Raw genomic sequence first — 21,555 nt, 5'->3', positions numbered from 1 at the left:
ATCAACTCAATGCAGATTTTTTGAGGCGGGCACGCGTCCGATGCCTTGCGGCAACAGCGAAGCCAGCCAGCTTACCCCAGCGGTAAGCAGGTTAAACAACCGACGTAACTGCGGCGGACCATATTCCGCCAGGCGCAGATAACCTTTGAAGCCGAGGATCATGATATCGGTGAGGCTCTGCACCGGTTTATCTTCCGGGAAACCGTCCTGCCACAACGCCCAGGTATCGGCACGGGCGAAGGTACACTGGATAAAATCGATGTGCTGCCGGGTGGTCAGGGACTCAAGGCGAACGCCCGCCCGACGGCCAAAGACGCGCTGCACCGTGCAGGGGAAGCTGAACTCCTGCTGACCGCGACGCAGCAGCAGCCAGACCTTTTCATCCTCCCGCAACGCATCCGGCTCGCGCAGCTCCAGACCCACCCCGCCATCGGAGTAGTCCCGCAGCGTACAGGGCAGCATGTGGCCGTTTTCGCGCGCAATGGCGGCAGGCATCGCAATCTCCACGCGATGGGCCTCACGGATCTGCCGGGCTTCAACCGAGACCGCTACCGCGCCCCCCAGAATCACCATGTTGTAGATGACCCACACCAAACTGACCCAAACCGTTAACACCTCGTTGGCCGGGCCGTGCTGCATGCGCCAGAACGCCATCCCTACCCCCGCCAGGTTAAGCAACACCAGCAGCATATAAGGCCGGGTGATGACCCAGTCCAGATGCCGCTTCTCCACCAGCCCGCCTTTGGCGGTGACGTTAAACTTGCCTTTGTGGGGATTGATCAGCGCAACGGTCGTGGGCAGGGCGATATACCACGCCAGCACCGTTTCGTAGACTTCACTCCAGAACGAGTGCCGCCAGCGCCCCTGAATACGCGAGTTGGTCAGGCTGGTGTGCAGCATGTGGGGCAGCACATAGACCGCGATCGCCAGCGCGGGCGCGTAGATGATGTAGGCGTGGCAGAGCAGAAACGCCAGCGGAGCCAGCAGGAAGATCAGCCGCGGAATGCCGGAGAGAAAGTGCAGCATGGCGTTGGCATAACAGAGTCGCTGCACCCACTTAAGCCCTTTACCGAACAGAGGGTTATCCAGACGGAAGATCTGCACCATGCCACGTGCCCAGCGGATTCGCTGTCCGATATGCGCCGACAGGCTCTCGGTCGCCAGTCCGGCGGCCTGAGGAATACGGATATAGGCCGAGGTGTAACCCAGCCGGTGCAGGCGCAGCGAGGTATGCGCATCTTCCGTTACGGTTTCGACCGCGATGCCGCCAATCTCCTCCAGCGCGGTGCGGCGCAGAATGGCGCAGGAGCCGCAGAAGAAGGTCGCATCCCAGGTATCGTTGCCATCCTGAACCAGGCCGTAAAAGAGTGATCCCTCATTCGGCGTGCGGCGAAAACGGCCCAGATTGCGCTCAAACGGATCGGGCGAAAAGAAGTGGTGCGGCGTCTGCAGCATGGCCAGCCGGGGATCTTTGATAAACCAGCCCATGGTCATCTGCAAAAAGGCGCGCGTCGGCACATGGTCGCAGTCAAAGATCGACACGAAGTCGCTGCGGCAGTGCTTTTTCAGCGCATGGTTGATGTTGCCCGCTTTGGCGTGTTCATTTGAGGGACGCACCACATAGTTAACGCCAATGCTGGCGGCGAATGCGCGAAATTCGGGCCGGTTGCCATCATCCAGCAGATAGATGTTAAGCCGATCTTTCGGCCAGTCGATACCCAGCGCGGCGTAAAGCGTCGGCCTGACCACGCTCAGCGGTTCGTTATAGGTCGGAACCAGCAGATCCACCGACGGCCACAGCGCACGATCGGCAGGCATCGAAACCGGCTGACGGTTGAGCGGCCATAGCGTCTGGAAATAGCCCAGCACCAGCACCACCCAGGCATAGGTTTCGGCGGCGATCAGCAGCAGACCCAGCACCAAACTGAGCGGGTCATCCCAGTTGAGTGTCGAGGTGTAACGCCACCAGAGATAGCGGCAGGATACGGTCAGCGACAGGACGATCAGCATCATGGTCGGTAAGCGGCCCGGCACGCGCCGCACCACCATCGCCAGACTCCAGAGCAGCAACACAAAGATAAACTGCGTCAGCAGGTCAAAGGGCTGGCTGATACAGAGCAGCGCCAGTACCGACGCGATCACGCCCATCCCGGCCAGGAGGGCGTAACGCAGCAGGGGCGGCAGTCTCTTCAGCCGTTTTTCCGCCCGCGCGCCCAGCCCCTGCGCCTCTGCCTGCCTGCCACGCCTGTCGAGCCAGCGATAGACCCGCTGCCGCCAGCCAGCCAGCGTGGCGAAGCCGTTCACGCGGCGGCGGCCATCACCCGGCAGGATAAACACCAGCCAGAGCGTCTGGATCAGATAGCGCACAGGATCAAGCGGCTGCGGGCGTTCGGGCGAAATATGCGGATAGAGGCGGCGGCGCTGCTGAATAATCTGCTGCCAGCCCGGTGCCTCCAGGCGCAACAGCGTCACCGCCAGCCCGCACCAGAAGAGATGCAGCGCGCTGGCGAAGCGGGATGCTCCGTTGTTCCGGGCGGTGCTGTAGCGACGCTGCAACGCCAGCCAGGCGGGTCGGGTCAGCAGCCAGCGCAGCGGGTTCATACGCGATCGCCTTTCAGATGAAGCAGCAGCCAGTTCGCCAGGGTGGTGAGCTCTTCGCTGACCAGCGCGTGGGGCCGGTATTCTCCGACCGGCTGCTTCATCATCAGCGCTTCTGACAGCGCTTCATCCCGGTGGATCAGCAGCGGGATCAGCGGATTCAGCGACGCCATCCAGAGCTGATGCAGATCCTGCTGCAGGCGGCTGTTGGCGTTGAACTGGTTGATCAGAAAACGGGTCGCCGCAGGAAAGCGTTGCTGACTCAGGCGCAAATGGCAGTTCGCATCGGGCGTAATGACGCCGAGCAGGCCATCCAGCTGCGCATAGAGCGCTGCATGCCACGGCGCGCTTTCGGCGGGCAGATCAAAAATTATCCAGCCGTAGCGCCCCCGCAGCGCCGGTAGCGCCGCCAGCAGCGGAGCGGCAATCGTGCTGTCCTGAACCGCCGCGGAGGCGGAGAGCAGACCATAGGGAAGCAGATCCGGCCCCTGCGGATAGCGCCGGGCGCTCTGCAGCCAGTCGCCGCCGTGACACAGCGCCTGCATCCAGCCCTGCTCCGCCTGCACCGGCAGATTAAAATGCATGCCGAGCTGGCTGACCGGCGAGCCGTCAATCAGCAGAACCTGTTCACCCAGTGCCGACAGCGCCCAGCCGAGACCTGCGCAGAGAGAGGAGGTGCCGACACCGCCCCGGATGCCCTGAAGTGCCATCAGCGCCATCAGCGATGCGGCTCCGGCTGTGCGGCAACGGTTTCGGTTAATAATGGCCAGCGCGATACGATCTCTGCCAGCCGTTCTTCGCGGGCAATATCGATATAACGGAACGCGTGCAGAGAAAAGGCGTCACGCAGTGCGCTGATATCATCCTGAGGTCCACCCTCAACGGCGACCGGCGTATAAACATTCGGGTTTGTCATTATTTTTCGCCACGAACAAACAGTGTCGGATTGAGGACAGTGGCCTCTTCGCCTTTTTTCTGAAAAGGGGTTTCCAGAATAAGGACGCTATCAGAAAAGCGTAATTGGCCTGTCGCAGTAATTTTTAATTCGTCAGGTTACAACCTGTGCTGACTATAATAAACTAGCCTGGGCTGGAACAATATCGAATTCATTATGAAAAATTCTTTTTCACTGGGGCTGCGACAGGTTCAGCCTGAAGTCATAACGTTGCAAAATCCCGGTTTTTATTGGGTCACCTGCGCACGTCAGCAGGATATGCGTGCCTTTATTCGACAGGTTATTTCCCAGCAGCATGCCGCCACGCTCATCAGCGCCGGGCTGCCGCCCCGCGAGCTGCTGACGCCCGACCTGACGGGCGGCCCCGACCGTATCCCGCTCTTTTCTCTGCCGGCAAATAAAAAAAGTCTGCTGCAGCTGGAAAGGGATTTATCCCGCACGCTCAGTCATAAAAGTGGGCTGGTGATCTTCAGCAGCAGTGCGGCGCAGTGGGATAAATTAAACGAAGCGGAGTTGCGTGACTGGATAACACGCATGCGCAGAATGTTGCGCAAACGGAATATTACACTTCTCATCGTCACCACCGGTATTACTCTTTTTAATCAGACCAGCTCGCTTCAGCGTTATTATCGTCAGATAGACGGACTGGCTTATTTAACCGTTGAGCAGGATAGCTGGCTGTATCAAATAAGCTGGTGGTATACCGGCGAAAGACTGTTTGCCGATCGCACGCTTCGTCTTGGCTATGAAGATGCGCATTTCTTTGCGTTAAAAGAAACGCAGGAACCGCTGAGCCTGAATGACGAGCAACACTATCTGGCCGATAAAAGCGTGCTTGAAGGCGCGCCGCCGCTTTCCCGCCAGTGGCAGCTGTTTGACGATAATCAGCAGGTCTGGTTGCAGGCGCAGCAGGCCCATGCGGCCACCGTGATCTTCAGCCTGAATCACAGTGAACAGATCGGTGAACTGGCAAAAATGGTGCACAGCCTGCGCCGCGCGCGCGGCAACGGGCTGAAAATTGTGGTGCGTGAGATGGGCGTCAGCCTGCGTTACAGCGATGAGCGCCTGCTGCAGGCCTGCGGCGTGAACACCATTGTGCCCACCACGGCGGCGATGTCGCGCTTTCTCACCATGCTTGAAGGGATTCAGGGGCAGCGGTTCAGTCGTCGCGTGCCCGCCAGCCTGGATGCGCTGATCGCCTCCCTGCAGCCGCTGCATGAAAAAGGTTATCTGCGCCTGGATGCGTTCTGTGAGGCGGTCAGCCAGTTAATCAGCAACACCCTGCTGCCGGAAAATGACAAAGGTCTGCTGGTCGCCCTGCGCCCGGTGCCGCAGCTCACCCCTCAGCAGGTTCTGACACTCTGTAAACCGCGCCGCTTTGGCGATCTGGTCACGGTGCTGGAGGATCGGGTGATTCTGTTCCTCTCCTCCTGCCGCTACAACGACCTGGATAAAGCGCTGAAATTTATCTTTTCACTGCCGCACGATGAGCTGTTTGCCAACCGGATTATCTGGTTTGAGGACAACCAGATCCTCGCCGAGATCGGCAACATTAAAAAAATGACGCCGATGGCGCTGCAGGTGCTGACGCCGGTTTCCGATTCGGTGCGCCCCGCGGAGATCCCGCCAGTGGCCGCGCCGGAGCGCCCGGTTCCGCAGCCCATTACATTACTGCCGGAGAGAGAGTCCTGATGAACCTGATGGATTGGGTGCAGATTGCGCTGCTGCTGCTGTTCATTTTGCTGATCGCCAGACCCGTGTGGCAGCAGTGGCTGCCGCGCCGCTGGAACGGTCTGCTGAATCGCCTGTTACCTGCACGTGCGCTGAAGTCTGAGGGGCACTGGCAGCGTCAATCTTCAAAAACGGATGCCAACATTAATGAAAAATGATCAACCCGCTGCAGCCCACGCTTCCCGTTTGTGGTCCTGCTGGCGCGGCCTGGGCGGCTGGAATTTCTATTTCTTAGTGAAGTTTGCCCTGCTGTGGTACGGCTATCTTAATTTTCACGCCCTGAGCAATCTGGTGTTTCTCGCCTGGCTCCTCTTCCCGCTGCCGTCGCTGCGCCTGCATCGCCTCCGTCACTGGATCTCCCTCCCCATCGGGATCGGGCTGTTCTGGCATGACACCTGGCTGCCCGGGCTCAGCAGCCTGCTCAGCCAGGGCGACCAGCTGGCGGGCTTCTCCGCCGCTTACCTGCTCGATCTGGCTGACCGTTTTATTAACTGGCAGATGTTAGGTGCGCTGTTTGTGCTGCTGGTTATCTACCTGTTTGTTTCGCCCTGGATCCGCATCACCGTGCTGGTGTCGCTGATGATGATCTGGCTCAACGTGCTGACTATCGCCGGCCCGGCGATGTCGCTGCTGCCCACGCGCGCCGCCACGCCGCAGGTGGTTCTGAATCAGACGCCCGCCGCCGCCAGCCAGCCCGCGGCGGCACCGGAGGGGCTCGATCAGTCGGCTGCCCCCACCAGCGCCAGCCTGACCGCCTGGCTCAGCCGCTTTTATGAGAGTGAACGCAAGCGCGTCACCCACTTCCCTGACAGCCTGCCAGCCGATTCGCAGCCGTTCGACATTCTGGTGATCAATATCTGTTCGCTCGCCTGGTCTGATATGGATGCGTCCCAGCTGCGGAATCATCCGCTGTGGCAGCACTTCGATATCATGCTGACCAACTTCAACTCGGCCACCAGCTACAGCGGCCCGGCGGGGATTCGCCTGCTGCGTGCCAGCTGCGGTCAGACCTCGCACAGTGACCTCTATAAGCCCACCGATTCACGCTGCTATCTGTTCGATAATCTGGCGAAACTGGGCTTTAAAGAGCAGCTGATGATGGATCATACCGGTGTATTCGGTAACTATCTCAAGGAGTTACGCGAGTCAGGCGATATTCAGGCTCCGCTGATGTCCCAGGCGGGTATTGCGCCGGAACTGACCTCGTTCGACGGCTCGCCGGTGCTTAACGATGCCCAGGTGATGCAGCGCTGGCTGGATGATCGCAGCAAGAGCAGCGATGCCCGCAGCGCCACCTTCTACAATCTGATCCCGCTGCACGACGGCACGCGCGACCTGGGCAGCACGAAAACGGCCCCGTGGAAGCCGCGCGCTCAGCTGCTGTTTGACCAGATCGACGCCTTCCTGACGCAGCTGGAGAAATCGGGCCGCCGGGTGATGGTTCTGGTGGTGCCGGAGCATGGTGCCGCGCTGCAGGGCGATAAAATGCAGATGTCCGGCCTGCGCGATATCCCCAGCCCCGACATCACGCACGTGCCGGTGGGAATCAAGTTTGTCGGCATGAAGGCACCGCATCAGGGGCAGCCCCTGAATATCGATGCACCAACCAGCCTGCTGGCTGTCTCAGAGCTTGTCTCGCGCGTGGTCGATGGTCAGGTGTTTAATGCGCCGAATGTGAACATGTCGGTGCTGACGGACAAGCTGCCTCAGACGCCTGTCGTATCGGAGAATGATGGTGCGGTGGTGATGATGTATCAGGGCAAACCCTGGATCCGGCTTAACGGCGGCGACTGGGTCGCCTACCCGCAGTAGCGCAGCGACGGAGGGGTTCAGGCGCGGCGACGCGCCTGAACCGGAATGAACCCGCTGCTATCCGCAACAGGGCGCTGAGCAATCAGCGCTTCTCCTGAAAGGCCTGCCAGGTCAGTAACTGCAGGCTGGCCGAAAAGTAGTTCTGATCCGCCGCCAGCGTATCGCTCAGATAGCCCGTCTCATTCAGCGTCAGGTCACGAACTGCCAGCAGTCCGCCCTCAAGATGGTAAGGGGCCGGGGTATTCGCCAGCACGTCAAACCAAGCTGGCGTCAGCATCCGGCTGTAACCCTGCCAGACGCGCTGAAACGGCACCAGCGCCAGACTGTGCGGGTCATACCACCAGATGTTCAGCGGCACGCGAATGGCGTCGTAGCTGAAGCGGCTGGAATAGCCGACGGCCGGGGCAACCGTACCGTCAGCATTCAGCGCCACCCAGTCCAGCGGCAGGCCGGTTTTCCCAAAGCTCAGCTTACCCAGCAGATCGAAACCGTCATTGATCAGCTTATCCCAGACCTGGAGATGGCTGCGCTCGCCAAACTCATGCCAGGCCTGAAACAGGAAGTAGGAGGGGTTCAGCACCACAAAGCTGCCTTTGTTAAAGCCCTGCGCCCCGGGCAACAGCACGGTGTGCCCGCCAAAATTCGCCACATCCAGCCGGATGATGGCACGCTGGATACGGTCAGAGGCCTGCTGATAGCTCTCAGCCTGCCACTTCTGCGCGGCACGCTGCAGCGCCCAGGCGAGCAACACATCACCATCCGAGGCGTTGTTTTTGTCGGCAACCGGATTGTCACTGCCCGGCACATAGCGCCAGTAGAACAGCTCGGTCTGCGGATTACGCAATTGGGTGCGCGTCCACTGCCACAGCCGATCAAAGGTGGCGCGGTCATCGTTAGCGACCGCCAGCAGCATGCCATACCCCTGACCTTCGGTGTGACTGACATTGTTATTGGCGGTGTCGATGATCCGCCCTTCAGCGGTGACAAAACGGCTTTTAAAAGTGTCCCAGCCGCTGGCACTGGCCTGCGCGCTGCAGGCCAGCAGTAACACTGAGCAGATCCAGCCCAGCCAGAATGGCTTACGTTTCATAGTTGATCCTATTGATATCGATAGTACAGCGTACTGCCTTCACTGCGTTCAGCCGTCACCGGCACCCGGTTGCTGCCGCCCTGCCCCTGCAGCCAGCCCGAAAAAAGACCGGCCAGCACCGCACCAAACGCCGACTGCCACTCAGCCGGTGAAAGGATGTTGTCGCCTGCCGGTATAGCGTGACAGGTAATCTGCAGCGCCGCCTCTTCCGGCTGAAGCTGCACAAATCCCCAGTTAAAGCGCGCCAGCTGCAGATTACACTCGCGCTCCAGATCCTGCACGGTGCGTGCCGCTGGCAACGGATAGCGTGTCGCCAGCGACTCCCCCATGCGGTAGAGGAAGGCTTCCGCCTCCTGCTGACCGGCGTTGGCGATCATCCCCTCAATCAGCACGCTGACCAGGTCAAACCAGCCCGGCTGCCAGGGATGCGAACCGCCCGAATGCTCACTCATTACTTCTCTCCGAACAGATAGCGGACATAGAGCTGCGCACTGCTTTCGTTGTAGTCACCAAAGGTGTCATAGCCCAGCTGGCCGCCAATCGTCACATCTTTATTGAGTTTATAGTCAGCCCCCGCGTGCAGGTTGTAGCCGACGCCGTTTTTACTGCCACCCGAATAGTACGCCTCTTTCACGCTGCCACCGGCGGCAAGCGCCTCCAGCTGCGACTGCAGCCGGGCATCGGCCGGGAAGTACGCACTCTTATCCTGGCTGTAGCTCTGATAACCGGCGGAACCGCCGATGTTCACTTTCAGATCGTTAAACCGGCGAGAGAACTCCACCGGGAAAGAGACCGCCGCATAGTTCTGCGGGCTGAAGTAGCCGCCCTGCCCGTAGCTGAAATAGCTGAGGTTTTTCGAGAAGTCCATCCACGACAGGCTCATCCCCACTTTCAGCTCGCGGTCGTCGCTGTGGAACGGACGAACGTAAGCGCCTGCCGTCGCCTGCAGACTGTTGTTGCTGGCAACATTTTCGCCCAGATAGCTGTAAGCGCCTGCCCCGGCATAGAAGCCCGCATCGCCATTGTCATAGCTTAACAGGGCGTTAGCTCCGTTCTTCGTGACCCGGCCCCAGCGTTTACCGCTGGCCTTATCCTCTGCGCCCACATATGAGAGCAGGCTGTCGGTAATGGCGCGGCGCTCGCCGGTCAGGATCAGCGTCAGGAAGTCGGTCAGCTTCGGTGACCACTGAACGCCGCCCACCAGGGTACTGAGATCCTGCCCCAGCGGCGTACTGCCGAGATCGACCTTGTAACGGTCGCCCTTCAGCGCCAGATTCAGCTCCACGCCCGACGCTGTTTGCGAATCGGTGGTGGCATTCGGCAGATCATTGACCGTAGCACCGCCTGCGGCGACCACATTGCCCTGGCTCAGCGCATTGGTGCCGAAACGACGCCACGCATCGGCCGCGCCGCTGCCCGCCGTGAGCGAGACCGGCGTGGCGGTAAAGTCAAAGCGCGCCTTTTCAAACGGCACGGTAGAGAACGTCAGCGGCGCTTTGGCTTCGGTGAGTTTGCTCAGGCCTGACTCGCCATCACGCCCGCGCACCTGCACCATACCCTGACTCCAGGTGCCGGTTTTCTCCTGCAGCGAATCCATCATGGTGTCGATCTCGTGCAGCGTCTGCGCCTGTCGGGACGCGGTTTCGCTGCCCGCAGCCGGTTCGCCCTGTGCCGTCACCCCGGCAGGCGCTGCCTGCCACGGCAGCACGGTGCCGTAGCTGGACGCGGTGCGTCCTACCGGCGAAGTGTGGCGATTGATAAAGGGGTTATCCGCCAGCGCCAGCCCGCCTATCGTCGGCACGCTGCCGGGCTGCGCGCCCTGCAGGCCGATCAGCTGACCACGCGCGGAACGCAGATAGCCCATCGCCTGCGTATGGTCGCCGTTGGCTTCCGCGACGCGCGCCAGCAGCAGCAGGCGATCGGCCGACGGCGCGGTGCGGTTAAGGCCACGACTCAGCGCACTGGCGCGCTGCACATCGTTCTGCGCCAGCGCCACGTTGATGGCCCCGACACGGGCATCCTGAGTCGGAGTATCCTGGGTCATCAGGTAGTCATACACCACACCGGCATCCCGGTTCATCTTACCGTCCTGGTAAAGACGGGCCATCGCGAACATCAGATCGCGGTTCTGTGGATCCTGCTGCAGGGCACCAATCAGCTTGTCATAGGCCACCGCATACTGCCGCTGCTGCCGCAGGCGATCCACTTCATTAATCAGATAGCCATTGCGAATGCCGGCCAGCTGGGTCGGGGTACTGCGCGCCTGCAGCTCAGGGTTGCTGAGGAAGCGCTGTGCCTCGCTGCCGAGGCCCGCCTGATTCAGCACCGCCATCTGCGCCGCATAGTCGCCCGCATTCCCCTGCACGCCGCGCTGCAGGTTCGCCCGCACCAGCGAGACGGCGCTGGGGAGATCGCCCGCCTGCGCCAGCTTCTGCGCCAGGTTACCGGCATCAACCGGATTCGCGGGCGGATTGACCGTGAGCGCTTTCAGGGTATTGGCAGCGGCGGCCGTGGCCCCCTGCGCCAGATAGCGATCGGCGGTGCTCATCTGCAGGTTGAAATTGACCCGCTGCGCCAGTTCACGCATCGCTGCGGTCTGTGCGCTGGCGGGAATGCGTGACAGTAAGGTGCTGGCCTGCTGCCAGCCGCCGCTTTCGCTGGCGTTGAGTGCGCCGGCATACAGCTCGCTGCTGCTGGCACCGCTGCGCATGACCGGCTGCATCACGTTAGCGGCCAGCAGCGTATCCCCCTGCTGGCGGTAGAGCCGGGCCAGATCGAGCCGCAGCCACCCCTCCGTGGGATAGCGCTGAATAGCCTGTTGCAGCGTCGCCATCGCCGCGGCGCTGTTACCGGCGGCCAGCTGACGCTTCGCCTGCTGGCGCAGCGCATCGGCTTCATTCGCCCGCGGTGCGACGCTCTGGCGTACGCTCTCCGGCAGAGAGCCCAGCAGGCTGCCAGCTTCAGCCGTGCGATTCTGCTGGCGCAGCACGTAGAACAGCCCCTCTTTGGCGCTGCGGTTATCCGCATCGCTTTGCAGGATTTCGCGGTAGATCTGCTCTGCCTGGACGGGCTGATTCGTGCGGCGCAGCACGTCGGCGCGGAACAGCCTGGCGGCCAGCCCTTTTTCGCCCTGCGCCTGCATCAGTGGTTCGCTTAATGTCAGCGCCTGTGCGCTGTCGCCGTTTTTCAGCGCCTGCTGCGCGCTGGCCAGCTGCGCATAGAAGCGTGCATCGTCGGCCTGCTGCTGACGCGACGCACTCTGATCGCCGCCAAGCTGCGCCGCCCGCTGCAGATAATCGGCCGCTTCCTGATAACGTCCGTCACGCTGGGCCACGTAGCCCATGCCCGCCAGCGCATCCGCATCCTGAGGATTGGCACCCAGCACTTTTTCAAAGCTGGCCTGCGCCCCGCCGACATCCCCGCTGTTCAGCGCGCTGAAGCCCGCCCCTTTTTCTGCGCCACCCACATTCTTACGGTAGTAGTCCATGACCGCTGTGTCCTGCGGATGACGCTGCTGCCAGGTCTGATAACGCGCCGCATCGGCGGGCTGCGGGCCGAGCCACAGCAGTGCCTGACGCAGTGAACGGTCAGCATCCTGATTGCCGCTCGCCAGCGCGCTCAGCACTTCAATGCCTTCACGGCGGGTCGACTCCTGATAAGTCAGCGCTTTCCCCAGCGCCAGCTGCGCACCCGTGTCCTGCGGATGCTGCGCCGCAAACTGCCGCAGCGCCTCGACCGCCTGCGGCAGCAGCGTACGGTCGCCGGCCATGGTGAGATAATATTCCGCCGCCACGCTGGCGGGCGGCTCATTGCCGCTGAAGGTGTTGCGCCAGGTCTGTAACGCCGCCGGTATATTGCCGCTGCGCGCCTGCTGACGCGCCAGCGAAAGCTGCGCCTGCGGAATGGTCTGCATCTGGCGCGCATTATCCAGCTCGCTCAGATGGGGATCGCCAGGGGCAACCTGACTCAGGCGGGCGCGATACTGCGCCGCCGCCGCCGTATCGCCGCCCTGCTGGGAATAGAGCGCCAGCAGGTAGAGCGCCTGGGTGTTGCCGGGTTCCACCATCAGCACCTTCTGCAGCGAAGCCTTCGCCAGATCGTCATGCGCCTTCTGGTGCCAGTAAGAAGCCTGGTCGAACAGCGCCTGCAACGCCGGGTTGCTGCTTTCCGCCGCCAGCAGCGGCGAAGAGAAGATCAGCGTGCTGCCCAGCAGCAGCGTATGGCGGATTCCGGCACTTATCAGAGTCTTTTTCATTCTTTTTATCCTTACTTCCTGCCGGAATCACGGTCCTGCTTTGGATGCAGACGCCGCCAGGCATGGCGCTTCAGCATCACCCAGGCCGCACTGCCCACCAGCGCAGAGACCAGCAGCGCCGCCAGTGCCAGCAGCACCGAGTGCTGGTTGGCGTACCACACCACCATCATGTACCAGGGCATCTCGCCGCTGGGGAACTGTGCGCCGACGCGGAAACTGCGAATGCCGTTTTCATCGGTAATGATCGCGGTATCGCCGCGCACGGCGGCGTTGATCTGCGCCGAACTTAAATCGTTGTGCAGTCGCAGCAGCTGGTCGTCGCTGGTTGCGACCGTCATCACCACCAGTCGATCGGGGTTCCACGGCGAGCGATAGCTGAGGAAGCCGCGCCACGCCTCGTTGGAGGAGAAGTAGCGATCGGCATCCAGCTGCTGCCGACTCCAGTCGCCGGTCAGCCAGCCGCGTAATTGTTCCAGCGTATCCGGCTCTTTCACGCCAAAGGTGTTGCCGCTGGCGTCGTACGGTGACGCCGCCAGCATCGCCTGATTAAAGGCGCTGTTGCCGGTGGTGCTGACCGCCAGCAGATCGCTCTGCTGTAAACGTGCCAGATGGGTGCCACCTGCGGGCAGACCAAACATGACCTGATTCTGCGTCAGCGCCACGCCGGTGGCATTCCCGGCGCGCGCCGCCAGATCCAGCAGCGTCGACAGCTCGGCGTTGCTGGGGGTTTCCGGCAGCAGCAGCGTGGTCTGACCGAAGTCGGCCAGGCGCGAGAACGGGAATGAGGCCCCGACAAAGTAAGAGAGGTTCGGCAGCATACTGAAGTGGCGGGTATGGCTCAGATCGATCCACGAGTCCTCTTCAATCCGGCTCTTGATGTTGTTATTCAGCAGCACGCCGCAGGGCGCGTCCGCACGCGGTTTAATATTGAAGTAGAGCGCCAGCTGGTTATCGCCGTAGATCAGATAGGGTTCGAGATTAAGCCGATACTGCTCCTGCCGCGCATCCCCGCCTAAACGGTGCCAGGCGTTCTCCAGCAGACCGACTTTGTTCACCGTCAGGTTGCGCAGGAAGGTGCCGTTAAGCATAACGTTAAGAAACGAATTCTCCTCATCAATCCAGGTTTCCGACGGGAAACGATAGTGCAGATTGACCGGCACCGTGTCGCCATCCCACAGGAAAAGGTCAGGCGCGGCGCGGAAGTTCACGCGCAGGGCGTCGTGCCAGATGCCGCTGCTGGTCAGGCTCTGATCTTTGCGCAGCAGTTCGCTCAGGCGCACCGGGCGGTCCGTGTTGATCCAGCGCGGGGCATCGTAAGGCTTACGGCTGTCAGGGAGCGGCGAAGAGACCGGCAGCTGGCTCTCATCGGTCGCCAGGGGCTGCGTCAGCCGGTTTGCCGCCTGACGCAGCTGATCCGCGTTGTTGCCACTGACCAGCAGCAGTTTGTAGACCGGATTGATGGGGTTATCCACCAGCTGCAGCATCGGGCCGTTGCTGGCCGGGAAGGTCAGCGTGCCGATGCGCTCTCCGGGATGACCAAACAGGATGCCGTTGTTCTCCGGCAGCTCACCGCGCACCACCGGGAAACGAATCCCGCGATAATCACTCTGGATGCCGAGCCAGGATGCCACCAGCGCCGCCGCACTCACCGCATCGGGAGAGAGGTTGCTGGCGAAGCCGATGGTCACGGTGGCGGCGGTCATCCGCTGAGGATCGAGGAACGGTCGCGGGAAATTGCGCAGGCGGGTGCCGATATTCAGCTGCTGCCCCTCAAGGTGCAGGGAGGTCTGCGGCAGGATGGTGACCTGATACTGCTGTGCGCTCTCTTTCTCACACAGCAACTTGTCCGCATCGTTGATTTTAAAACTCAGGTTGTTTTCAGAGACCACCATCGCCGCCGGGATCTCAAGCTCATAGTCGCTGACATCGCTGTCGGTCGCGCCCAGCGGCAGTGTGCCGAGCGGCTGACCGTTCAGCATCAGCTGCAGCGACGTATTCCGCGCTGCCAGTGCGGCTGAGACGCGCAGCGACAGATTGAGCCGCGCATTGGTAATCACCTCATCGCTGGGCAGGGTAAAGGTAATGCCTGACTGCAACTGGCCGCCGGTCAGCGTGATGCCGCGCGTCTGGCCCATCTGCGCCACGGAGAGGGTGCTGCTGATCGGCTGATTGATCGCCGCCATGACCGGTAACGGCACGTCTGCCGCCGGTGCTGTCGCCTGGCCTGGCGCATAGGGCAGCGCGCTGGCGGCCGCTTCCAGCGCCGGGTCCGCACTGCTCAGCCCCTGCGGCAACGGCACCGCTGACAGCGCACTGCTGTCCTGCGTGACGGCTCCGCTGTGCGTCGTCGGGACCGCAGCATCGCCCGTCGCGGCAGGATTCTGCGGAGCGGCTGTCGCCTCAGCGGCAGGAACCGCTGCGGCTGGCGCCTCACCTGACGTGTCACCGGGTGAGGCGGATGGTGGTGCCGCAGAGGGAACCGCTCCGCTGGCGGGGGCCGCACTGTTCACCGGTGCGGCAGAGGGCGCATCGCTGGCGGATGGCTGGGCCGCGCCGGTCGCTGGTGCCACAGAGGGCGCGGCTGATGGCGTTTCGCTGGCCGGAACCTGCGCGGAATCAGTTCCCGGCGTGGCAGACGCTGCGCTGTTCCCGGCTGCCGCAGCTGGCACGGCTGACGGCGTTTCGCGGGCCGGAGCCTGCGCGGAATCGGTTCCCGGCGCGGCTGACGCTGCGCTGTTCCCGGCTGGCGCAGCTGGCGCGGCTGACGGCGTCTCGCTGGCCGGAGCCTGCGCCGAATCGGTTCCCGGCGCGGCTGACGCTGCGCTGTTCCCGGCTGGCGCAGCTGGCGCGGCTGACGGCGTCTCACTGGCCGGAGCCTGCGCCGAATCGGTTCCCGGCGTGGCAGACGCCGTACCCTCTGTGACAGACGGCGTGACCGAAGCCGCCCCGGGCGGCGTCGGGGCTGAACTGTTTAACGGGGTCGCGCCGCTATTGTCCACCGCCGCTGGCGTTTCCGCGCCGGCAGGCGTCAGCCACAATGCCGCCGTCAGTGAACTGGCCAGCAATGTCTGCGTCAGGATCTTCATGCCGCGCCATCCTCTTTTGCCGCCGCGGCAACCGGGTCGACATTTTTACGTTTATCGTGGCGGCCCTTCCAGGTCAGCCAGAACAGCTCAAACACGGTACGGATAATGGTGCCCAGCGAGATCAATGGGTTGTCCTGTTTATACTCCGGCTGAATCCACGCATCGGCACGCGCCAGCACCACGCGCACCAGTTCGCGACGGCGCGCCAGCGGCATCGCTTCAAAGCGCAGACGAATGCTCTCCGCATCGCCGGAAATCTTCGTGACCGGAAGCGTAATCGCCCCTGACTTCAGCAGCAGATCGATCTCTTCGATTTCATCAGACTCGTGACGCCCGTCGGGAGCGTCGAGTTGCGCGCCCCCCATGGAGAGGTTACTGGTCAGCGTGCGCGATGAAATGCCGCTGGCGTAGTGAATAATCGTCGGGATCTGCACCTCAATACGGATGGTTTTACGCACCTGTTTGGTTTCGCGCGCCACGGCAATTGCGGCCATCAGAATGATCAGGCTGAAAATCGCCCAGCCGACGTTCAGGGCAATCACGTAGGGATCGACGCCAAAGTAGTCATGCATCACCGCCCGCACCACGCCAGCCACAATGCCGATGCTCAGCAGCAGCGCCACGATCACGTGCGGACGCACAATATGGAAGTCGAAGAAGCCCTGATCCAGCACGCCGCCTTTATCGGTCACGTTAAATTTGCCATGTTTAGGCGACAGCAGGGTCAGGATGGTCGGGATCACCAGGTGGAAGCACATCACCGTCTCATAAATCTCGCCCCAGAAGGTGTAGCGGAAACGGCCATTCATGCGGGAGTTGACGTAGAGTGACATAACCAGATGCGGCAGCACGTAGGCGAAAATCAGTGACGCCGAGGAGTGAATAATGTTGAGGTTAAACAGCAGGTAAGCCAGCGGCGCGGTCAGGAAGGCGACGCGCGGCAGACCAAACTGAAAATGCAGCATGGCGTTGAGATAGCAGAGACGCTGCTGCCACTTCAGACCCCGGCCAAACAGCGGGTTATCGACGCGGAAAATCTGCGTCATGCCGCGCGCCCAGCGGGTACGCTGAATGATGTGCAGCCCCAGACGTTCTGTGGCCAGACCGGCCGCCAGCGGAATCGACAGAAAGGCCGAACCCCAGCCCAGCCGCTGCATTTTCAGGGCGGTATGCGCATCTTCCGTCACGGTTTCAACGGCAAAACCGCCAATCTCTTCCAGCGCGGAACGGCGGATCACCGCACAGGAGCCGCAGAAGAAGGTGGCGTTCCAGTTGTCGTTGCCCTGCTGCACCGGGCCATAAAACAGTGACCCTTCGTTTGGCATGCTGCGCGCGGCGCGCAGGTTACGCTCGAAGGGATCGGGTGAGTAGAAGTAGTGCGGCGTCTGAAGCAGCGCCAGTTTTGGGTCGTTCAGAAAGGGGCCGACCGTCGCCTGCAGGAAGGTGCGGGTTGCAACGTGGTCGCAGTCGAAAATGCAGATCAGCTCACCTTTGGTGATTTTCATGGCATGGTTAAGGTTACCGGCCTTGGCGTGTCTGTTGTCGTCGCGGGTGATATAGCCCACCCCCACATCGGCCGCGAAGCGGGCAAATTCGCTGCGCTTGCCATCATCCAGCAGGTAGACCCTGAGTTTGTCGCGCGGGTAATCAATACACTGCGCCGCCAGCACGGTGTCGCGCACCACTTCCAGGCTTTCATTGTAGGAGGGGATATAAATATCCACCGTCGGCCACAACCGGGTATCGTCCGGCATCGGAACGATGGTGCGTTTTAAAGGCCAGGTGGTTTGCAGGAAGCCCAGAATTAAAATCAGCCAGACGTAAAGCTCCGCCAGATATAAGCCAATCCCTAAGATAGCCTCGACTTCGGAATTAAAATGCAGCGTCTCTGTCGTCCGCCACCAGATATAACGGCTGGACATTAATGCCGAGAGGATCACCATCACCACGGTAATTTTGCGGCTCTTGCTGAAACCCAATAAAAACATCATGCCGATGCTGATCAGACCAAAAATATACTGTTTCTGGCTGTCCATCGGCGTAGTTATGATCACCGCCGCAACGGGTGCAAGCACCAGCAGCAGCAGGTAAAACCCGATTTTACTCATGATTCACCCTGAGAAGCGCTGTGTAAATCAGCTGTCTGGCGAAACCAGCCGGTTAAAAATGGTGAGTACGGATAGGTGCCTGAACTTCGCCATTGCCTACGGTGATATTGAGAATGCTGCTGACGCGTTTCGCGATCAGTTCAATATCAAATGCCGCGGCGGAAGCGGGGCTGAAATCGTAAACAGACTGCTGAGACGCGTTGGCTTCGCCAACACTTTCATCACGGTGAACCACGCCCAGTAAATTATCCCCCAGCCGCTGCTGCATAAAGGCCGTCACATCGCGATTAATATTGCGGCGGTTATCGCACTGGTTCAGGATAAAATAGTGCCCCTGTTTATTATTAAGCGGTTTACCGATCATCCGGTTCTCTTCTATCTGCGGTAATAGTGAGACCGATGCGGTATCCGCTAACATCACCACTAAATGCATATCGGCCAGCGCCGTCATGGCTTTAAGGGCCGGACCGGGGCCGGGCGGAAAATCAGCCACAATCACCAGGCCGGGATAATTGAGCACCGTGTCGAGACCGCGCTGAATAAAGTGGGGATCTTTCATCAGGTTCTCTTCGAACCGTTCGCGCTGCGGCTCTGTGACGTCGCCATAAGGCAGAACAAAGATATTGCCGCCGGTGGTAAGAATCGACTGACTCCAGTCTGCCTGCTCTTCTGAACGCGCCACAAATCCGCGGCCATCGTGGAGCGGCACGCCAAAATGCAGACGTAATGCGTTCTGCACATCAAAATCGATGGCCAGAACTTTGCTACCGGATCGCGCCAGGCTCCAGGCCAGATTCGCCGCCAGCGTGGTTTTCCCCACGCCCCCCTTCGGCGAGCACACACAAACTAACGGCATAGCGCAATCTTCTCCAGTAACGGTTTCAGTAAGGTTTCTTTCGGCAGGCTGACTTCGCGTGAGCGGAACAGCGCGCCAAACCGTCCCGGCTCAGCATGAGGCGCAGACGGTGCCACCGCGGGCTGAAGTCCGGCCACGCTGGCGGGCCGGACCGGCGCGGCGACAGGTTCCGCGACGATGGCTTTTTGTGGCGGCGGGGGTGGTGGAAATAAGGCCGACGGGCCCCGCTCAGCCGCTGGCGTGGCCGCAGGGACGCTGCTGCCTGCCAGGCTGTCGAGAATCGAACTGCGGGCCGCCGCCGGTTGCGCACTGAGCGCGGCGTAACGGGGCTGTGCCTCTGTCGGCGACGCAGAGAGCGTTGCGGGGCGCGGTGGCTCTGGCGGAGGTGCCGTAAACTCATCACCGCGCAGCGGCTGCGGTTGTGGCAGGTCTATTCGCTGACCGCCACCGAACGGCGTGTGATGCTCCTCCTTCGCCAGCTGACGAAGCAGTGCCCATTTACTCTGTTCCGCCGGTTCCTGCGTCTGGCCAGACATATCTTTAAAGGCGATGTCGAGCGTTTGTGTTTTTTCTTTAAAACGCTGCAAATCATCATAATTCTTCATTTGAGGTGGCCTGCCACAAGGGGGGAATTTTCCTGGAATATACCACATCCTTTTATTCGCAGTCAGGAAAACCTGATTATAAAAAAAGCATATTTAATTAACTTTTTTAATCATACAGATTCGCTAATCTTCAAAATACGCCTTCCATAGCCAACCGGCACTTAAAATTAATAAATTAAACTTAAGTTAAACTGGCTATTCCTGTCTGAATAATGTTTCAGCAGCGAGGGCTCAGACATTGCCTGGTACAGCCAGCCGCACTCATATCAGGATGACACCGCTAAAGGAAGATGCAGCGCTGCTGGCGAATAACAGCGACGGGCTGTGATAAGAGAGGGGGAAAATAAAGCGGGGGGACTGATCGTCAGGCCATGACTCTGCCGGTTCAGGCTGAAAAGGGCTGAGCCCGTGCGATATCAGGAAACGCAGGCCCCCGATGGGGCCTGCCGATCCTTAACTGACCTTTTCTGCCACACCGACCGGCTGATTCTCATCCTGATCCACTGCAAAACAGGCAATCTCCTGTCCGCCGTAGTTTTTCAGCTTCGGTTGCAGCTGCACACAGGTGCCAAAACGACGGTGACAGCGCGCATTAAAGGCGCAGCCCGGCGGCGGATTGAGCGGGCTGGGCAGCTCGCCGGTCAGCTTAATCCGCTCACGCCGATCGTCAGGATTCAGTCGCGGCGTCGCGGAGAGCAGCGCCTGGGTGTAAGGGTGACGCGGATTACTGAAAATCGCCTCTTTGCTGCCCTTCTCAACGCAACGGCCGAGGTACATCACCATCACCTCATCGGCGATGTGCTCCACCACCGACAGATCGTGCGAGATAAAGACGTAGGAGAGCCCCATGTCCTGCTGCAGATCCATCATCAGGTTAAGCACCTGGGCGCGCACCGAGACGTCGAGGGCCGACACCGGCTCATCGGCGATCAGGACGTCCGGATCGAGCATCAGCCCGCGCGCAATCGCAATACGCTGACGCTGTCCGCCAGAGAACATATGCGGATAGCGATCGTAGTGCTCGGTTTTCAGGCCGACTTTCGCCATCATCTCCAGCGTCTTCTCACGGCGTTCCGCTTTAGTCAGCTGAGTATTGATCACCAGCGGCTCTTCCAGAATCTGACTCACCTTTTTACGCGGGTTGAGCGAGCCATAGGGGTTCTGGAACACGATCTGGATTTTCTGACGGCGCAGCTTCTGCGCCTGGGGATCGTGTTTCAGCAGATCCTGACCGTGCCAGTAGAGCTGCCCTTCGGTCGGGGTTTCAATCATCGTCAGCAGACGGCCAAGAGTGGATTTACCACAGCCCGACTCGCCCACGACCGCCAGGGTCTTGCCCCGTTCCAGATTAAAGGAGACGCCATCCAGCGCCTTAACCAGACGCTCCTGACCAAACAGACCCTTCTTCACCGGGTAGTGCTTCTTCAGATCAATCGCCTGCAACAGGAACTGATCTCTGGTTGTTTCATGACTCATACGTTGGTCTCCCGGCATCGTCCAGCGGATAGTGACACTTGGACTGGCGTCCTGGAATGGTGCGCAATTCAGGTTCCACCTGACGACAATGATCGGTCGCATAGGGGCAGCGTGGGTTAAGCAGACAGCCCGTCGGGCGGTCATATTTGCCCGGCACCACGCCAGGCAGCGAGGCCAGACGCGCTTTATCCGCCGCAAACTCCGGCAGCGCGCGCAGCAGCGCCTGCGTGTAAGGATGACGCGGCGCTTTAAAGATATCGCTCGCTTTACCGCTCTCCACCACCTGACCGGCATACATCACGATGATGTGGTGCGCGGCTTCCGCCACTAACGCCAGGTCGTGCGTAATCAGGATCAGCGCCATGTTCTCCTGACGCTGTAACTCCAGCAGCAGTTCGATGATCTGAGCCTGAATGGTCACGTCGAGCGCCGTGGTCGGCTCATCCGCAATCAGCAGCTTAGGCCGGCAGGCGATCGCCATCGCGATCATCACACGCTGGCTCATACCGCCCGACAGCTGGTGAGGATAGACATCAAGCCGCGACGCAGGATCGGGAATTCCCACCTGGGTCAGCAGGTCGATTGCCCGCTGACGCCGGGTGCGTTTATTGCCGCCCTGATGCACCTTGATCGCTTCCATAATCTGGAAACCCACGGTGTAGCAGGGGTTAAGGCTGGTCATCGGGTCCTGAAAGATCATCGCCACTTCTGCGCCAACCAGCTGACGGCGCTCTTTTTCGGAGATGCGCTTCAGATCGCGCTGGTTAAACTCCAGCTTTTCCGCCATCACTTTGCCGGGGAAATCGATCAGCCCCATGATCGCCAGTGAACTCACCGACTTGCCGGAGCCGGACTCGCCGACAATGCCGACCACCTGGCCCTGCTCAACCTGATAACTGATGCGGTCAACCGCACGAAACGGTGCTTTGTCGTCGCCGAAATGCACCGACAGTTTGTCTACATTTAATAACGCCATCTCGGTG

The 21,555-nt window shown here is 60.7% G+C and carries 15 protein-coding genes; 3 read left to right on the top strand and 12 right to left on the bottom strand.

Going from position 1 to position 21,555, the window contains the following annotated elements; genetic code table 11:
• Positions 1-6: 6 nt before the first annotated feature.
• The 3 genes from bcsA (CKF42_RS16125) to bcsR are packed head-to-tail and all read right to left on the bottom strand — an operon-like array spanning position 7 to position 3,514.
• The gene (bcsA, locus tag CKF42_RS16125; RefSeq protein ID WP_009088393.1) at positions 7-2,601 is read right to left on the bottom strand and encodes a UDP-forming cellulose synthase catalytic subunit; all 2,595 of its coding nucleotides are present in this window, start codon (positions 2,599-2,601) and stop codon (positions 7-9) included.
• Positions 2,598-3,317: a cellulose biosynthesis protein BcsQ gene (bcsQ, locus tag CKF42_RS16120; protein ID WP_111208635.1), complete on the bottom strand. Its 720-nt coding sequence runs from the start codon at positions 3,315-3,317 to the stop codon at positions 2,598-2,600. The genes bcsA (CKF42_RS16125) and bcsQ (CKF42_RS16120) overlap by 4 nt, the downstream gene beginning before the upstream one ends.
• Entirely contained in the window at positions 3,317-3,514 is a 198-nt protein-coding gene (bcsR, locus tag CKF42_RS16115) for a cellulose biosynthesis protein BcsR (RefSeq protein ID WP_009088390.1), read from the bottom strand. Before bcsR ends, bcsQ (CKF42_RS16120) begins: the two co-directional genes overlap by 1 nt.
• A 195-nt stretch (positions 3,515-3,709) precedes the next feature.
• Between bcsR and bcsE the strand changes: the two genes are divergently transcribed.
• The 3 genes from bcsE to bcsG are packed head-to-tail and all read left to right on the top strand — an operon-like array spanning position 3,710 to position 7,096.
• The gene (bcsE, locus tag CKF42_RS16110; RefSeq protein ID WP_111208634.1) at positions 3,710-5,245 is read left to right on the top strand and encodes a cellulose biosynthesis protein BcsE; all 1,536 of its coding nucleotides are present in this window, start codon (positions 3,710-3,712) and stop codon (positions 5,243-5,245) included.
• The gene (locus tag CKF42_RS16105; RefSeq protein ID WP_009088386.1) at positions 5,245-5,442 is read left to right on the top strand and encodes a cellulose biosynthesis protein BcsF; all 198 of its coding nucleotides are present in this window, start codon (positions 5,245-5,247) and stop codon (positions 5,440-5,442) included. Before bcsE ends, CKF42_RS16105 begins: the two co-directional genes overlap by 1 nt.
• Entirely contained in the window at positions 5,432-7,096 is a 1,665-nt protein-coding gene (gene bcsG, locus CKF42_RS16100) for a cellulose biosynthesis protein BcsG (protein ID WP_111208633.1), read from the top strand. Before CKF42_RS16105 ends, bcsG begins: the two co-directional genes overlap by 11 nt.
• 82 nt (positions 7,097-7,178) lie before the next feature.
• Here bcsG and CKF42_RS16095 read toward each other — a convergent pair whose 3' ends face one another.
• The 9 genes from CKF42_RS16095 to dppD form a co-directional block, all read right to left on the bottom strand.
• A complete protein-coding gene (locus CKF42_RS16095) occupies positions 7,179-8,186 on the bottom strand; it encodes a glycosyl hydrolase family 8 (protein WP_111208632.1) in 1,008 nt (335 codons plus the stop codon).
• A gap of 8 nt (positions 8,187-8,194) precedes the next feature.
• The gene (gene bcsD, locus CKF42_RS16090; RefSeq protein WP_111208631.1) at positions 8,195-8,638 is read right to left on the bottom strand and encodes a cellulose biosynthesis protein BcsD; all 444 of its coding nucleotides are present in this window, start codon (positions 8,636-8,638) and stop codon (positions 8,195-8,197) included.
• Positions 8,638-12,441, bottom strand: a complete 3,804-nt coding sequence (locus tag CKF42_RS16085) for a cellulose biosynthesis protein BcsC (RefSeq protein WP_111208630.1) — start codon at positions 12,439-12,441, stop codon at positions 8,638-8,640. The genes bcsD and CKF42_RS16085 overlap by 1 nt, the downstream gene beginning before the upstream one ends.
• Positions 12,442-12,452: 11 nt before the next feature.
• Entirely contained in the window at positions 12,453-15,527 is a 3,075-nt protein-coding gene (gene bcsB, locus CKF42_RS16080; RefSeq protein WP_111208629.1) for a cellulose biosynthesis cyclic di-GMP-binding regulatory protein BcsB, read from the bottom strand.
• Positions 15,524-17,635 (bottom strand): UDP-forming cellulose synthase catalytic subunit, encoded by a 2,112-nt coding sequence (gene bcsA, locus CKF42_RS16075; protein ID WP_009088376.1) that lies wholly within the window; start codon positions 17,633-17,635, stop codon positions 15,524-15,526. The genes bcsB and bcsA (CKF42_RS16075) overlap by 4 nt, the downstream gene beginning before the upstream one ends.
• A 52-nt stretch (positions 17,636-17,687) precedes the next feature.
• The gene (bcsQ, locus tag CKF42_RS16070; protein WP_009088374.1) at positions 17,688-18,491 is read right to left on the bottom strand and encodes a cellulose biosynthesis protein BcsQ; all 804 of its coding nucleotides are present in this window, start codon (positions 18,489-18,491) and stop codon (positions 17,688-17,690) included.
• Positions 18,482-19,096, bottom strand: coding sequence for a cellulose biosynthesis protein BcsO (gene bcsO / locus CKF42_RS16065; RefSeq protein WP_111208628.1), 615 nt, complete (start codon positions 19,094-19,096; stop codon positions 18,482-18,484). Before bcsO ends, bcsQ (CKF42_RS16070) begins: the two co-directional genes overlap by 10 nt.
• Before the next feature lie 453 nt (positions 19,097-19,549).
• Positions 19,550-20,572, bottom strand: coding sequence for a dipeptide ABC transporter ATP-binding subunit DppF (dppF, locus tag CKF42_RS16060; protein ID WP_009088370.1), 1,023 nt, complete (start codon positions 20,570-20,572; stop codon positions 19,550-19,552).
• Entirely contained in the window at positions 20,562-21,548 is a 987-nt protein-coding gene (gene dppD, locus CKF42_RS16055) for a dipeptide ABC transporter ATP-binding protein (protein WP_009088368.1), read from the bottom strand. The genes dppF and dppD overlap by 11 nt, the downstream gene beginning before the upstream one ends.
• Positions 21,549-21,555: the final 7 nt, after the last annotated feature.

The sequence above is a fragment of the Pantoea sp. ARC270 genome (genome assembly GCF_003236725.1).
Lineage (GTDB): Bacteria > Pseudomonadota > Gammaproteobacteria > Enterobacterales > Enterobacteriaceae > Pantoea > Pantoea anthophila.
Note: the sequence above shows the minus strand (reverse complement) of the source record. Positions and strands in the feature narration are given on the sequence as shown.